The organism is Streptomyces sp. NBC_01166, from assembly GCF_045039765.1.
Lineage (GTDB): Bacteria > Actinomycetota > Actinomycetes > Streptomycetales > Streptomycetaceae > Streptomyces.
This window is the reverse complement of sequence record NZ_CP108613.1, coordinates 6440732-6455692: the sequence shown is the minus strand read 5'-3', so window position 1 is coordinate 6455692 and position 14961 is coordinate 6440732. Positions and strand designations below refer to the sequence as shown.

The window sequence follows — 14961 nt, the reverse complement described above, 5'->3', positions numbered from 1 at the left end:
GCGGCCTCCCCGCACCGGACAGCAGAACGGCCTCCCCGCCGGTCCGGTCGGGGAGGCCGCGGTGCTTCGCGTATGCGGCTGTCAGCTCCGGACAGGCGCCTGCGCGGTGGAACCGCGCGGAGTGAGTGACGGTGTCGGAACCTGCACGGAACCGGTGTGCTGACCTCCTATGACCGCGAACAGGGTGCGGGCCACCTGTGCCCCGAAGCTGTGCACGTCATGGCTCATGGCGGACAGGGTGGGATGTGTGATGCGGCACAGCTGCGAGTCGTCCCAGGCGAGCAGCGACACGTCATCGGGAACCACGAAGCCCATCTCGGCGGCGACGCCGGCGCCCGCAACGGCCATGATGTCGTTGTCGTAGACGATGGCCGTCGGACGCTCGGCCGACACCAGAAGGGAGCGAGTGGCCCTGGCCCCCTCGCTTCCGTCAAAACCGGTCGCGATCTGCCGACCCTCTTCGAGGCCCAGCTCCCGCATCGTGTGTGCGAAGGCGGTGGCCCGGATGGCGCTGTGCCCGAGACCGACCGGACCGCCGACACGTGCGATGCGCCGGTGCCCGAGCGCCGCCAGATACCGGACGGCCTCGGCGGCGGCCGTGGCGTCGTCGGTCCACACCGCTGGAAACGAACCCGTGAGGGACGGATGCCCGACTGCGACCGCCGGAAGCCCGATGGACTGCAGCGACGGGACCCTCGGGTCGTCCTCGTGGAAGTCGACCAGGATGGCGCCGGCGATCGTCTGGCTGCGCCACCAGGACTTGTAGAGCTCGGTCTCCTCGTCGAGGTCTCGCACGAGCCTCAGGAGCAGCGAGTACGACCGTTCGGCAAGCACGCTCTCGATGCCGGAGATGAAGTCCATGTAGAACGGTTCGAGTCCGAGCAGCCGGGCGGGACGGCACAGTGCCAGTCCGATGATGTCGACCCGCTGACTGGACAGGCTGCGCGCGGTGAGGTTGGGCGCCCACCCCAGCTCCTTCGCGGCCTCGAAGATCCGCCGGCGTGTGGCGTCCGAGACACCCGGCTTCTGGTTGAACGCCAGCGAGACGGCCCCCTTGGAGACACCCGCCCGGGCTGCGACGTCCTTGATGGTGATGCGTGCCGGACTGTTCACTTCGTATCCGCGCAGGACAGGGCAGCCCGGACGTCATCCGCGGCCACGTCACCGCAGCCATCCAGCCGGATGCGGACCTGCTCGCCGGGCAGCAGTGTGACGAGACCGCGGTCGGCGGCGGCGGTGGGGCCCAGCCGGTCGGCCTGAAGCAGAAGATCCCTGACGAGGGTGCGTGCGTTGACCACGACGTCGACCCTACCGCCGCTGACCGAAACCGGTTCCACCTCGACGTCGAAGTCCGGCCGCACATAGGCGAAGTCCTTGTCGGGCACCGGGAAGTACGTGGCCCGCAGTCCGTCGGCATCGGCGACGAGGAACTCCTTGGCGGTGGACCCGGCCGGCACCGTCTCGCCGGGAACCGGGAGCCGCAGGACGGTACGCGGGGCGACGGTCGCCTCCAGTACGCTGCGGCCGAGCTGCGTGCCGTCGGCTTCGAGTCGGCGGAGTGTCACCGACGTGCGCCACTGTGTGGCGGACTGGTTGACGACGGCGAGCACCAGGCCCTCGTCGCCGGGCTGCAGGGTCAGCAGCCGGTCGGCGTAGACGCGGCGCAGCTCGTGGTGGAGCGGCTTGGGGCGGCCGTCCCCGTCGATCGCGGCCCAGGAACTGACCGGCCAGCAGTCGTTGAGCTGCCAGACGACGGTGCCCGCGCAGGTGGGCCAGTGCGAGCGCCAGTGTTCGATACCCGCGGCGACGGCACGGGCCTGGACGACCTGGGTCAGGTAGTGCCACCGGTCGAAGTCGCTCTCGGTCAGGGTGAAGTGGCGTTCGACGCCGCGGTTGAGCTTGCCGTTGCCGTCCTCAGCCTTCTGGTGGTGCAGCATGCCCGGGGAGTCGGGTGCCAGGATCTCCCCGGGAAGGGCGCGTCGGAGCGTCGCCATGGTGGGAGGCGCCTGCCAGCCGAACTCGGAGACGAACCGGGGGACGTTCGCGCGGTACTCGGCGTAGTCCTGGCGGTTCCACACCTCCCACGAGTGGTACGTGCCGTGGTCGGGGTCGTTGGGGTGGTGGTCCCAGGAACCGGACCACGGGCTGCCCGCGGTGTAGTGGCGGGTGGGATCCAGCTCGGCGACCACGCGGGGCAGCAGACCGAGGTAGTAGCCCTCGCCCCAGGAGTCCCCGGCGAGTCCGCTCTCCCACTCCCAGTCACGGAAGCCCCAGAGGTTCTCGTTGTTGCCGTTCCAGAGCACAAGACTGGCGTGCGGCATGAGCCGGACAACGTTGTCGCGAGCTTCGGCCTCCACCTCACCCCGCAGGGGCTGCTCCTCCGGATAGGCGGCACAGGCGAAGAGGAAGTCCTGCCAGACCATCAACCCGAGTTCGTCGCATGCGTCGTAGAACGCTTCGTCCTCGTAGACGCCCCCGCCCCAGATCCGGACGAGGTCGATGTTGGCGTCCGCTGCCTGGGCGAGGCGGGTGCGGTATCGCTCCGGGGTGATGCGTGAGGGGAACACGTCGTCGGGGATCCAGTTGACCCCTCGGGCGAACACTCGCTCGCCGTTGACGACGAGGGTGAAGCCCGTGCCCCGCGCGTCGGGGCTGCGGTCCAGCTCGACGGTACGGAACCCGATGCGCCGGTGCCAGGTGTCCAGTTCCCCGTCCTCGTCGAGGAGCGTGACGTCCAGGTCGTAGAGGGCCTGATCGCCGTATCCGCGCGGCCACCAGAGACTCGGTCGCTCGACCGTCAGACGCAGCACGGCCTCGTCGCCCTCGAAGCGGGCCTCCGCCGTCTCACCGGCGACCACGGCGCGGGCCAGCAGACTCCTGCCCGCCCCCTGGGCCGTGCGCTGCACCTGAAGCCTGACCTCGACGTTTCCCGTGGCTTCGTCGACGGTCACCAGGGGACGGACTGACGCGAGACGCGCGGTCGACCAGTGCTCCAGGCGTACGGGCCGCCAGATGCCGGCGGTCACGAGGGTCGGACCCCAGTCCCAGCCGAAGCTGGAGGCCATCTTGCGGATGTACTGGAATGGCTCGGGATACACGTTGGGCCGGTCCCCGGTGAGGGCACGCACCGCCTCGGCCTCGTCGTAGGCCGAGGCGAAGCGCACCTCCAGGCGACCCGTCAGCCCCGTGACATCGAACCGGTAGGTGCGATGCATGTTCCTGGTCGTACCGACCTCCCGCCCGGCGAAGGTGATCCCGGCCGCGGTGTCCAGGCCCTCGAAGACGAGGTCGGTCCGCTCATGCCGGCTGTCGTGCGAGACATCGTTGCCATACGTCCACGCCCGTCGGCCGACCCAAGCGACCTCGGTCTCGTTGAGTTCGAGGAAGGGGTCCGGAATGACTCCGGCGGCGAGCAGATCGGTGTGCACGCAGCCGGGGACCTGCGCCGGCAGCAGCGCCTGGCCATGACGCAGGCTCCAGCCGTCGGTGAGCGGGGTGACGTCCTTCATGGTGCGGCTCCAATCGCCTTCAGGCGCGCTGGCATATGTATGACGCCGCACAACTTAGCCCGCCAAGTGAACACTGTCCATAAACCGGTCTAGTCATGCTTTCGTAACGTCACGACCATGAAGAGGTCTTCCAACCTGCACCGACGGGCTTGCCGGTAACGATTCGGCATCGCCATGGAAATCAGAGCTTTACCGGTTCACACACTCCTGCCATAGTGCCAACATCCCACCGCAGAGCTGAGCCGCCATTTAAAGGAGTTGGGCACATGGGGAAGACGAAGACGCTCGCAGGCGCGCTTCTGACCGTTGCGACACTGGCCGTGACCGGGTGCAGCGGCGGAGGCGCGGCGTCGGCCGAGACGGCGAAGGCGCCCAAGGATCCGGGGAAGACGACCGGCACGATCACCGTCCTCACACAGCGCACGGACCTCGTCCAGAGCGGCGCCATGGACGCCTACGCGGCGGAGTTCAACAAGACCTACCCCAAGGTCAAGGTGAAATTCGAGGGACTCACCGACTACGAGGGTGAAGTCAAGATCCGGATGAACACCGAGGACTACGGTGACGTCCTCATGATCCCGGCCGCCGTCTCCAAGAACGACTACCCGAAGTTCTTCGCCCCCCTCGGCACCTCGAAGGAGATGTCGGAGAAGTACCGCTTCAGCGACAAGACGGACGTCGACGGCAAGGTCTACGGTCTCGCCCAGTTCGGCACCGCCAACGGCTTCGTCTACAACAAGGCCGTCTGGAAGAAGGCCGGCATCACCGAGTGGCCGAAGACACCGGAAGAGTTCATCGCGGGGCTCAAGGGGGTCAAGGCCAAGACCGACGCCGTCCCCTACTACACCAACTTCAAGGACGGCTGGCCGCTGGTCCAGTGGACCGCCAACATCGGGTCGGTGACCTGCGAGAACTACGCCACCAACGACCTCGCCGACGCGGTCTCCCCCTGGAAGGAGGGCAGCGAGCTCAACGTGATCGACACCCTGCTGCACGACACCGTCAAGGGTGGCCTCTCGGAGAAGGACCCCAGCACCACGAACTGGGAAGCCTCCAAGACCAGGATCGCCAAGGGTGAGATCGGCACCATGATGCTGGGCTCCTGGTCGATCACGCAGATGAAGGACGCGGCCGAGAAGGCCGGGACGAACCCCGACGACCTCGGCTTCATGCCGTTCCCGGTCCAGAAGGGCAACAAGAAGTACTGCGCCACGCTTGTCTCGGACTACCAGCAGGCGGTCAACGCCCACTCCGAGCACAAGGACGCCGCTCGGGCCTGGGTCGACTGGTTCACCGAGAAGTCCGGCTACTCGGCCAAGGAGGGCGCCGTTCCCACTCTGAAGTCGGCTCCGATGCCGGACACACTCAAGGATTTCATTGACAACGATGTCACGTTCGTGGAGCGCTCCGAGCGGAATACCGGCGAGGTCAATGACATCGACAACGCGGCCGAGATCGGGCTCAACAAGCCCGACTACCGCCAGAAGCTGATCGACATCGCCCGTGGTGCGGAGAAGGGCAGCCTCGAGGACTACTTCACCGAGCTGAACAAGAAGTGGGACGAGGCGGCGAAGACCGCCGGCTCCTGAGCCGGTGAGGCGGGCCCCGGCCGCACGACACCGGCCGGGGCCCAGGTCCTCCCGCGCACACAGGACGACGACGCGGATGACGAAAGGCCCGACATGACCGAGACGACCGAGGTGGCGAGCGTGAAGACACACCACGCCACCCCCTCACCTCGCAGGACCACCCGGAGCGGCAGGGGTCCGCGAGGACACCTGACGCGTGGACGAATGCTGCGACGCGCGACCCCGTGGCTCTTCCTGCTGGCACCGCTGGTACTGCTGGTCACGTTCACCTACGTACCTGTGGGGAACATGATCTATTACAGCTTCACGGACTGGGACGGCATCAGCCCGGACCGGAACTTCACCGGCGCGGACAACTACGTCCAGATCTTCACCCGGCCCGAGCTCTTCCGGGTGTTCTTCGTGAGCTTCTACTACCTCGCGGCTTCCGCGGCGCAGATCGCCATCGCGCTCTACTTCGCCTCGGTGCTCAGCTTCAACCTGCGGTACCGCAACCTGTTCAAGGGACTCCTGTTCTTCCCCTACCTCGTCAACGGCGTGGCCATCGGATTCGTCTTCCTGTACTTCTTCCAGGACGGCGGCACCCTGGACTCGGTCCTGTCCTGGTTCGGTTCGGACACCGACCACGCGTGGCTGGGAGACCCCGCATCGGCCAACACCTCGCTCGCGGGTGTCTCGGTCTGGCGCTTCACCGGCCTGAACTTCGTCCTGTTCCTCGGTGCCATCCAGTCCATCCCGGGCGAGCTCTACGAAGCCGCCCAACTGGACGGTGCGACCAGATGGCAGCAGTTCCGCCACATCATCGCGCCGAGCATCAGGCCAGTCCTGAGTCTCAGCATCATTCTGGCGATCTCCGGATCCCTGGCGGTCTTCGAGATCCCGTACATCATGACCGGCGGCGCGACCGGCACCTCGACGTTCGTCATCCAGACAGTCAAGCTCGCGTTCCAGTTCAACAAGACGGGGCTGGCCTCGGCCGCCGCGGTGGTGCTGTTGCTGATCATTCTGCTGATCACCTGGATCCAGCGCCGGCTCGTGCCCGACGAAAAGGTGGACCTCGTATGACCACGGCCCCGCAGACCGCCTCTCACCCCCGTCCCGGGTCCGACCCGCGACGCGCTCGCCGGCGCGGCCGACTCGGACAGACGCTCGTCTACCTGTCGCTCGTCGTCGCCTCGCTGGTCGTGCTCCTCCCTCTCGCGGTCGTCTTCCTCACCTCTCTCAAGACGTCCGACGAGGTCACCGAGGGCGGTGCACTCTCGCTGCCCGGCGACTGGCTGAACTTCAGCAACTACGCCACCGCCTTCTCCGACGGCCACATGGTGACGGCGTTCGGCAACACGGCGTTCATCCTGCTGTTCTCGATCACGGGCACCGTGATCATCGGGTCGATGACGGCCTATGCCATCGACCGTTTCCACTTCCGCGCGAAGAAGCTCGTCATGGCGCTCTTCCTGATCGCCACCCTGGTCCCCGGGGTCACCACACAGGTGGCCACCTTCCAGGTGATCAACAGCTTCGGCCTGTTCGACACACGGTGGGCCCCGATCCTGCTCTACATGGGCACGGACATCGTCTCGATCTACATCTTCCTGCAGTTCATCCGCGGCATCCCGGTCTCCCTCGACGAAGCCGCGCGGCTGGACGGAGCGAACTCCTTCACGATCTACCGAAAGATCATCTTCCCGCTGCTCAAGCCTGCGATCGCCACCGTGGTGATCATCAAGGGCATCACCACCTACAACGACTTCTACATCCCGTTCCTCTACATGCCCTCCCAGGAACTCGGCACGATCTCCACGGCCCTGTTCCGCTTCAAGGGTCCCTTCGGAGCCCACTGGGAGAACATCTCTGCGGGAGCCGTACTCGTCATCCTTCCCACCCTGATCGCGTTCCTGTTCCTCCAGCGCTACATCTACAACGGCTTCGCCCAGGGCGCGACGAAGTAACGGGCGTCTAACGTGGGCCCTGTACCTGACACGTCGTGTGAACCTGCTGCCCTGAAGGCGAGGACGACTCGACCCGGATTTCACAGCGCCCCGGAAGCCTGGCCGGGAAGGACATGCGCTGGGGCGGGCGCCCCGCGCCGACGAAGCCTGATGTGCAGGCAAGCCGGGGAACCATCGTGGTACAGCGCCGCTGTAAACCCGGGCGAGCAGGTCGTCGGACGACCGGTGCACCCCGAATCTCGCCTCCAGACAATCGAGAGCGGCGCCGTGACCGTCATGCACGCTCACCCCACCGAGCCTGGTCACGTTGTGGTCATACCGGTCCGTGATCCTGCGGCTTTCGGCCGTGCCAGAGGTGCCGGGCGAACTCATACGGCCACAGGCCGTCCGTCTGCCCTGCTGTCTCTACACTCCGCCCGACCTGCAGAAATGCAGTATCGGAGGAGTGTGGCGGCGACTGCGGCCCGTACCTGAAGGTGCCCAAGCGTAAAAGGGCTGCCACGCCGACAGGGCATCACGCGGTTGCTCGACCGGATGAGCCGAACCGCCGATGGCGACCGGTCGCCGACCCACGGCGGCCTCCAACAGTGCGTGCGACAGCGCAGAGCACCCCGGCGCTCTGGAGGTCGCTGTCGCATCCCCGGCCCTGCGCCTGCGCCTGACCACCTTCCCCGCAAGGGCCGCCGTCGTACCGTGCGGCCAGTTCGACTGCTGGAGCCCCGGGATGGCACGTGGTTGACGGACCGAGCAGGACGGGCGCCCGCGTGACCGTGGCGGCTTGTCCGCTCCCTCCCGGGGTACCAGCCGAACACCGTTTGTGGAGAGGAGCATGTGGTGTCCGAAGCGCGCGACGTGGTGGCCGTAATTCTCGAGGACCATCGCACCATGGAGGAGCTGCTGCGGCGAATGCGGAGCGTCGAGGAGGACCGGGGGGCGGCCCTGAGGGACTTCGCCGCGCTCCTGATCGCTCACGGGGAGGCGGAGGAGGCCGAGGTCTACCCCGCGCTGAAGCGGTTCCGGAACGTGGACAACGAAGAAGTCGAGCACGGAGAAGAGGAACACCACGAGGGCAACGAGGCGCTCCTCGCCCTGATGGAGGTGGAGGAGGTGGGCTCCGACGAGTGGGACGAGAAGCTCGAGGAACTCGCAACGGCCGTCACCCACCACCTCGACGAGGAGGAGCGCACGATCCTCAACGGGGCCCGGGAGAACGTGCCGGACAAGCGTCGCACCGAACTCGGCAGGGTCTTCCTCCGTGACCGGGAGAAGCACCTGAAGGCCGATTGCAGGCACATCGACAGCGTCCGCGCAGTCGTCGTCGGGGCCCACTGATCCTCACAGCTGCGCGAGCACCCGCCCGGAGAGTCCGGGCGGGTGCCGTCGTCTGACGCCATGCCTCCTGGCGGTTCAGGGCATTGTCCGCGGTGTCCGCCGGGCCACCGACCGTCATACATCGGCAGAGCACGGGCATGGCCAGGCGGTAGAACTCTGACGGCTCGAATGCGCTTCTGCGCCCCTCTCCCGCCGCCCTCCCCTCACCCTCTGTCGACGCATGTTGACTTCCACGCCTAGTGCAGATTCACTATAAGTTCTGGTGTCCTCGCACTATGAGGTAGTGATGCGACAGCTGACGACAACTGCCCGCTCCACAGAGAGGGCTCATGGGACCGCGCTGCACGTGAGCCCGGAGAGGTGCGGAACGCCGTGACCGCTCACCCCTTCACCTCGAACGTCGTGGTTCGCTCGGGCGTCGCGCGAGTAACCCTCGCCGGCGAACTCGACTTGGACACCGCCCCCCACGTCCTGGAGGCGGTGTCGGCTTGTCTGCCGAAGCAACCGATGAGCATCTGCCTCGATCTGACCGGCGTCTCCTTCTGCGACTGCGCCGGACTGGGCGCCTTGCTCAGGGCGCGGACGTTCGTTCTTCGGGCAGGCGTGGATCTCGTCGTGGAGGGAATCGGCGCCCAGTTGGCGCGGCTGCTCTCCCTCGTCGGGGCCGACCACATCCTCGCCGAGAGGAACGCGGCCACGCGCACGAAGCCGGCCCATCACGCTTCGGCGACGGTCGCGGCTCGCCGTGACGCGGAACCCGCGATCACCGCGGAGGCACCGCTTCGGGACCTCCTGGCATGATCATGCGGTCCGCCCCATGCAAGGAAGCACCGATGCCCTCACCCTCCCCGCACAGTCGACCGGTCAAGATCCTGCTGGTCGAGGACCACGACATGGTGGCCGAGGCGATCTGTCTCGCCCTGGAGCGCTCACCCGACCTGCGGGTCGTAGCGCGCGCGGCCTCGGTGGCGTCGGCGCTGACCGACGCGAGGCGTTGCGAGCCGGATGTCGTACTCATGGACCGTCGCCTGCCGGACGGTGACGGGGTCACCGCCATTGCAGATCTGCGGGCAATCGTGCCGGACGGGCGCGTACTGATCCTGGCGGGCGAAGGCAGCGGGTCGGTGGCCGTCCGGGTCGCGGAGGCCGGCGGAGCCGGTCTGATCCTGAAGGCCCGCGGTCTGAGCGAGCTGGAGGACGCCGTTCGCAGGGTGGCAGCGGGCGAAATGGTGTTCAGCCAGGACGTGCTCGGTGACGTACTGGGACGGCTGAGCGGCAGGACGCAGGGGGTCGGTGCGAACCTGACTCCGCGGGAGCGGGAAGCCCTTGCCCTGTTGGGGGAAGGGCACACCACCGCGGAGATCAGCGATCAGCTGGGGGTCGCGCTGAACACGGTGCGCAACCATGTCCAGCGGGTGCTGGAAAAACTGGGAGCACGTTCACAGCTGGAAGCCGTGACGATCGCGCGACGTGAAGGACTCCTCGGATGACGCGGGAACCGCGACCGCAGAAGTGGGCGCGGAAGCAGGCGGCTCCTCTGTCGGAAACGGCCTTCACACTGCTGGTTCAGGGAGTGCTGGACTACGGCATCTTCATGCTCGACCCGCAGGGTTACATCATCAGCTGGAACGCGGGGGCGGAGCGGATCAAGGGATACGGAGCAGCAGACATCCTGGGACAGCACTTCTCCGTTTTCTACCCGCCTGAGGACCAGTCGTCGGGAAAGCCGCAGTGGGAGCTCGAAACCGCTGTGGCCGAAGGCAGACTGGAGGACGAGGGCTGGCGCGTCCGCCAGGACGGTTCGCGGTTCTGGGCGAACGTGGTCATCACCGCCCTGTGGGATGACAAAGGCGTACTGCAGGGATTCGGCAAAGTCACCCGCGACATGTCCGAACGGCGGGCGGCGCAGCAGGCCCTCAGCGAGCGGCGGCGGCTGTTCAATCACCTCGTCCAGGCGCAGGAGACGGAACGACGCCGCATCGCGTGGGACGTCCACGACGACTCCATCCAGGCCATGGTCGCTGTCGGGATGCGACTGGAACTGCTGGCTGAGCGGGTGCCGGAGGTGCACTCCGCAGAACTGCAGCGGCTCGACACGACGGTGCGCGAAGCCATAGGCCGTCTCCGAAGCCTGACCTTCCGGTTGCATCCGCCCGGGATCGACCGGCATGGCCTGGTCGAAGGGCTCGCAAGTCACCTGGACGACGTCGTCCGCTCATCCTGGGGGATGGCGTACTCGTTCGATCACCAGCTGGACCGCGAGCCCACGCCGGAGACGGCCATCACCATCTTCCGTATCGTCCAGGAAGCCTTGCTGAACGTGCACAAGCACGCACGTGGGAGCAGAGTCGACGTGCGCGTCAAATCGGCCGACGGGGGCATCCTGACGCAGGTCATGGACGACGGAACCGGCGAACCGATGCCCATGGACGGTATCCGCGAGCATTTCGGGGTCATCGAAATGCGGGAGAGAGCCGAGACGGCAGGAGGTTGGTGGTCCATGCACAGCCGTCCCGGAACGGGGACCACGGTCGAGTTCTGGGTGCCGAATCCACTCCCGCTCACGGCGTCGGAACCGACGGACGGTGCACCGTGATCGCGACGCCACCGGACAGTTCTCTCAGCTCACCGTTCAGCGTGCTCCTGTGTGACGACAACGTGATGCTCCTGGAGACTCTGAGCGAAGTCATTCGGGCCCAGCCCGACATGGAGGTCGTGGCCACCGCGTGCGACGACGAGCAGGCGCTTCGACTCGCCGGGTGTCATCAACCGGACCTCGTCATCCTGGACGTCCGCTTCCCCGGCGGCGGCCACGCCGTCGCCAGGGACATCGCGCGGTGTTCACCGGCCAGCCGAATCGTGGCGTTCTCCGCGTACGACGACAAGGGCTCAATCGACCAGATGACGAGCGCCGGCGTTTCCGAGTACGTGCTCAAAGGGATGAGCAACCGGGAGCTCCTCGCGGCCATGCGCCGGGCGGCAGAACCCCGATGAGGGCGGCCGGGGTTGGTTTCGGTCCGCCACTGAGTGGCACTCCGCCCGGCCGCCCGGCCCCGGCGTCGGCCGGCACGGCCGGTGAAGGCGCGTCGAGGTGGCGAAGACCGACGGTCCAGCTCCGGCTGGGCTGGCGCGCCACGGGGACCGCAGCCGTCCACCGGCCGCTGCCCGGCTCCGCCTTCCTCTCCCGCCGCGTCTTCCTGCGCGGCGCGGCGTCACCGGCACGGCCCTCGCCATCGGCGCGGGTGCGGCGTCGTCCGCCTCGTCGGCGCCCGGCGGCTTTCCCGGCTACACCTACGTCAGGACCCTGCTGAGGCCCGAGGCCCTCGCCTACAACCCCACCGGGGAGATCATCTTCCCGTGCGTCCGGGGCACGGTGGGCCGGATCTCCTCGGCGCTGGGCCGGTACTACCTCTACTACGCGCCGCACGACGCGCCCGGCGGCATCTGCCTGGCCTGCAGCGACTCACTGGAGGGCCCGTTCACCGAACATCCGGACAATCCAGGGCGCGATCGCCCTCGCGCGCGGCAGGCAGCGAGGGCGGGAGGCGGCCCGTCCGAGGCCGCGCCGCCGCTCTCCCGGAGGCGCGGCCTCGGGCTCGGTCAGATGCGCACCCCGGCCTGGAAGCTTCCGATGGTGTTCATCGACTCGTAGCGGACGTACGTGCCCGGGTACGGGGCGTGCAACACCGTGTTGTTGCCCGCGTAGAGGCCCACGTGCGAGGTGTTGTTGAAGAAGACCAGGTCGCCCGGCTTCAACTGGCTGCGCGCGATGCGGGTGCCCTGGTTGATCTGCGTGAAGGTGGTGCGGGTGATCTGGGCACCGGCCTGGGCGTAGGCCCACTGGGTCAGACCCGAGCAGTCGTACGAGCCGGGACCCGTGCCCATACGCGCGTAGGGCTTGCCCACCTGTGTGCTGGCGGCCTGCAGGGCGGCGGCGCCGAGGGCGGAGGCAGGGACCTCGTCGCCGAGGTCGACCTGCCCGCCGGCTGAGGAGGAGGTCTTGTTCCCGAGGTCGACCCGCTCGCCGGCGGCTCGGCTGGCGCGCTGCTCGTCCTCGGCGATCTTGGCGCGCTCGGCGGCGGTGAGGGTGTTCAGCAGCTTCTGGGCGTCGGCCAGCTTGCCCTGGGACTTCTTCTTGTTCTCGTTCAGGGTCTCGCGGACCTCGGCGAGGTCGGCGAGCTTGCCCTGTGCCTCCTTGCGCTGCTGCGCGAGGGTGCGCTGCTTCGCCTGGATCTTCTGCAGCGACTCGGCCTGCTTGGCCGTCAGCTGGTCGAGCGCGGAGGCTTGGTCGAGGAAGCTGTCCGGGTCCGAGGAGAGCAGCAGCTGGACCGACGGGTCGAGACCACCGGAGCGGTACTGCGCGGTCGCCAGCGAACCGAGCTGCCCTCGCAGGGTGTTGAGCTCGTCCTGGCCGCGGGCGACCTTGTCCTGGAGCGCGTCGGCCTGCTTCTTGAGCTTGTCCTGCTGCTCCTTGGCGCCGTTCGCCTTCTCGGTGGCGACCTCGGCCTCGTGGTAGAGCTTGTCGACCTTCGCCTTGACCTCGCTCTTGGTCGGCTTGGGGTCGGCGTGGGCGGCCTGGGAGGTCAGAGCCACGGCCGCGGCGGCGGTCGCGGTGAGCACGGTCACGCGGGCGCGGCTCGGCTGCTTGGGACGACGGTGGGACGCCACGAAGGCGGGCTCCTTCTTCCTCGAGCCGCCGACCGGGCTGTGGGGGACGTGATCCCCGGCTCCGTGCACGTCACGGACTCGGCGGTTCCTCCGCCGTCACCCCGGGTGGGCGATCAACCGTGCGAAGGTTCGAGCCCTGACCTTAGTAACCATCTCGTTATCCATGCAATCTTCACAGCGTGAATGTCGACACGCGAGGCGGCCTCGCAGTCCTCAACACACGCCGCGTAGCCATGACCTGACGGGCCGTTGACTCAGACGCCCCGTATTCGCACCGGCGGAGCCGGCACCACACGTCAGAGCATGATCAGCAGGCGTGTGTCGGCCTTGAGCTTCCTGTTCACCGAGCGGCTCTGCACGTACACCTCCAGCTTGGGGTTGTTCCCCGCCTTGACCGAGACGGTCCCATGGATGCCCGTGCCGAACAGGAGGCTGCGCGCCGCGTCACCCGTGTACGCGCGGTCGGTGTCCTTCTCGACCACGATGACCTCCTTGTCGGGCTGAACCTGGACCCGGGTGCCCAGCTGGTAGTAGCACGAGCCGCGTTGGTACGACACGCCCGGATGCGAATCGACGAAGGCGCGGATCTCGACCTCCTTGTCGACCTTCAGGAGCCGGTACCTGTCGGCCGAGACCGGTTCGAGGTTCGCCCGCACCTCGTCGACCGATATGTCCTGGCCGACGGCGAACAGGTTCTTCGTGCCGCGCACGCCCTGCTCACGGCCCCGCAGAAAGCTGGTGGCGGCGGCGCGGACGGTGCCGATCGCATCCTCGACGCCCTTCTGGGAATCGGCGTCCCAGATGGCTATGTTCCCGGCCGGGAAGCCGTAGTTCTGGGCGGTCCGCTTCGCCAGGGAGTTGGGGACGAGGATCGCGGAGGTCCAGTGGCTCGGGAGCCCGCCCATCTTCGCCGTGATCCTGTCGAGCCAGGGGCCGAGTATGGACATGTCCCCGTCGTGCCGTCTGTCGCCGCCGGAGGCGTTCTCCTCGCCGTCCGTCACGACGATCTGGAGGAAACTGTGCTCGCCGTACTCCTCCCAGATGTGCCCCAGGTCCTCCAGGGACTTCAGCGAGGCCTCGATGAGGGCCGTAGCACCGTTGTTGACCTTGTACAGACCGCGCATGGACGGCAGATGCTTCACATCCATGTCCCAGACCAGGTTCTCCACCCTGTGGTCGAAGGAGTAGAGGCTGATGCGCGTCTCATGTCCGAGGTTGTCCGACTCGGCCTTCAGACCGGCCACGAACTCGTCGACGACACGGATGAGCTGACCCTGGTGCTGATACATGGAACCCGAACTGTCCACTACCAGCGCGACGTGGTTCACCTTGTGCTGGATCTTGTTTGCGGACATGTATCTGCTCCTTCTCCGAAGCTCCCCCAGTGATGTTTTCACTGTATGAGGAGCCACTGACAACGGAGCTCGACCGCCGATCACCCGCCCGTCGGCTGCCTATCGGAGCATCAGCATGATGTGCTCCTGCTCGCCGTACATGACCGTGCCGGTACGCCGGAAGCCGTGCTTCTCCAGCAGCCGCACCGAGCCGGTGTTCCCCGCAAAGGGGTCGGCGTACAGAGGCCGGGCCGTCTCCAGGTCGAGGAAGAGCGCCAGCGCCCGGGTACCGATGCCCCGGCCCCAGTACTGCCGGCCGAGCCAGTACCCGATGAAGCGCCGGTCCTCCTCCCACCACGCCACCAGGTTGCCCGCGAGCGCCCCGTCCACGGTGACGGCTTGCACCAGGTTGGAGGGCTCACCCAGGACCTTCGTCCTCCAGTGCCTCATGAAAGCCTCGCGTTCCCGGGGCGGGAAGTTCGACCGGCGCACGGACTCCGGGTCGTGCTCCTGCGCGAAGAACACCTCCAGATCGGACACACCGACATCTCTCAGACGCACCTGTTCACTCATGCCGGCG

At 67.3% G+C, this 14961-nt stretch carries 13 protein-coding genes and 1 pseudogene; 9 read left to right on the top strand and 5 right to left on the bottom strand.

Going from position 1 to position 14961, the window contains the following annotated elements; translation table 11 throughout:
• Window positions 1-81: 81 nt before the first annotated feature.
• Together OG379_RS29600 and OG379_RS29595 are read right to left on the bottom strand one after the other, a co-directional pair.
• Entirely contained in the window at window positions 82-1113 is a 1032-nt protein-coding gene (locus OG379_RS29600) for a LacI family DNA-binding transcriptional regulator (RefSeq protein WP_405666019.1), read from the bottom strand.
• Window positions 1110-3509, bottom strand: a complete 2400-nt coding sequence (locus OG379_RS29595) for a glycosyl hydrolase 2 galactose-binding domain-containing protein (RefSeq protein ID WP_405666017.1) — start codon at window positions 3507-3509, stop codon at window positions 1110-1112. Before OG379_RS29595 ends, OG379_RS29600 begins: the two co-directional genes overlap by 4 nt.
• A 266-nt stretch (window positions 3510-3775) precedes the next feature.
• Between OG379_RS29595 and OG379_RS29590 the strand changes: the two genes are divergently transcribed.
• The 9 genes and pseudogenes from OG379_RS29590 to OG379_RS29550 all read left to right on the top strand — a co-directional run.
• Window positions 3776-5098: an ABC transporter substrate-binding protein gene (locus OG379_RS29590; RefSeq protein ID WP_405666015.1), complete on the top strand. Its 1323-nt coding sequence runs from the start codon at window positions 3776-3778 to the stop codon at window positions 5096-5098.
• Between the two features lie 93 nt (window positions 5099-5191).
• Window positions 5192-6163, top strand: a complete 972-nt coding sequence (locus OG379_RS29585) for a carbohydrate ABC transporter permease (protein ID WP_405666014.1) — start codon at window positions 5192-5194, stop codon at window positions 6161-6163.
• Window positions 6160-7047 carry a carbohydrate ABC transporter permease gene (locus OG379_RS29580; protein ID WP_405666013.1) on the top strand — a complete coding sequence of 296 codons (888 nt, stop codon included), beginning with the start codon at window positions 6160-6162 and terminating at the stop codon, window positions 7045-7047. Before OG379_RS29585 ends, OG379_RS29580 begins: the two co-directional genes overlap by 4 nt.
• Window positions 7048-7881: 834 nt before the next feature.
• Window positions 7882-8379, top strand: a complete 498-nt coding sequence (locus OG379_RS29575; protein WP_405666012.1) for a hemerythrin domain-containing protein — start codon at window positions 7882-7884, stop codon at window positions 8377-8379.
• Between the two features lie 372 nt (window positions 8380-8751).
• Window positions 8752-9180 (top strand): STAS domain-containing protein, encoded by a 429-nt coding sequence (locus tag OG379_RS29570; RefSeq protein ID WP_405666011.1) that lies wholly within the window; start codon window positions 8752-8754, stop codon window positions 9178-9180.
• A gap of 32 nt (window positions 9181-9212) precedes the next feature.
• Entirely contained in the window at window positions 9213-9869 is a 657-nt protein-coding gene (locus tag OG379_RS29565) for a response regulator (protein WP_393764540.1), read from the top strand.
• Window positions 9866-10975: a PAS domain S-box protein gene (locus OG379_RS29560; protein ID WP_405666010.1), complete on the top strand. Its 1110-nt coding sequence runs from the start codon at window positions 9866-9868 to the stop codon at window positions 10973-10975. The genes OG379_RS29565 and OG379_RS29560 overlap by 4 nt, the downstream gene beginning before the upstream one ends.
• A complete protein-coding gene (locus tag OG379_RS29555; RefSeq protein WP_405666009.1) occupies window positions 10873-11373 on the top strand; it encodes a response regulator transcription factor in 501 nt (166 codons plus the stop codon). Before OG379_RS29560 ends, OG379_RS29555 begins: the two co-directional genes overlap by 103 nt.
• A gap of 167 nt (window positions 11374-11540) precedes the next feature.
• Window positions 11541-11881: pseudogene (locus OG379_RS29550) on the top strand (hypothetical protein); the annotation flags it as partial.
• A 98-nt stretch (window positions 11882-11979) separates the two neighbouring features.
• Here the strand turns inward: OG379_RS29550 and OG379_RS29545 are convergent.
• The 3 genes from OG379_RS29545 to OG379_RS29535 all read right to left on the bottom strand — a co-directional run bounded on the left by OG379_RS29545 (window position 11980) and on the right by OG379_RS29535 (window position 14954).
• Window positions 11980-13047: an NlpC/P60 family protein gene (locus OG379_RS29545; RefSeq protein ID WP_405666008.1), complete on the bottom strand. Its 1068-nt coding sequence runs from the start codon at window positions 13045-13047 to the stop codon at window positions 11980-11982.
• 296 nt (window positions 13048-13343) lie between these two features.
• The gene (locus OG379_RS29540) at window positions 13344-14402 is read right to left on the bottom strand and encodes a VWA domain-containing protein (protein WP_405666006.1); all 1059 of its coding nucleotides are present in this window, start codon (window positions 14400-14402) and stop codon (window positions 13344-13346) included.
• Between the two features lie 99 nt (window positions 14403-14501).
• The gene (locus OG379_RS29535; RefSeq protein ID WP_405666005.1) at window positions 14502-14954 is read right to left on the bottom strand and encodes a GNAT family N-acetyltransferase; all 453 of its coding nucleotides are present in this window, start codon (window positions 14952-14954) and stop codon (window positions 14502-14504) included.
• Window positions 14955-14961 lie beyond the last annotated feature (7 nt).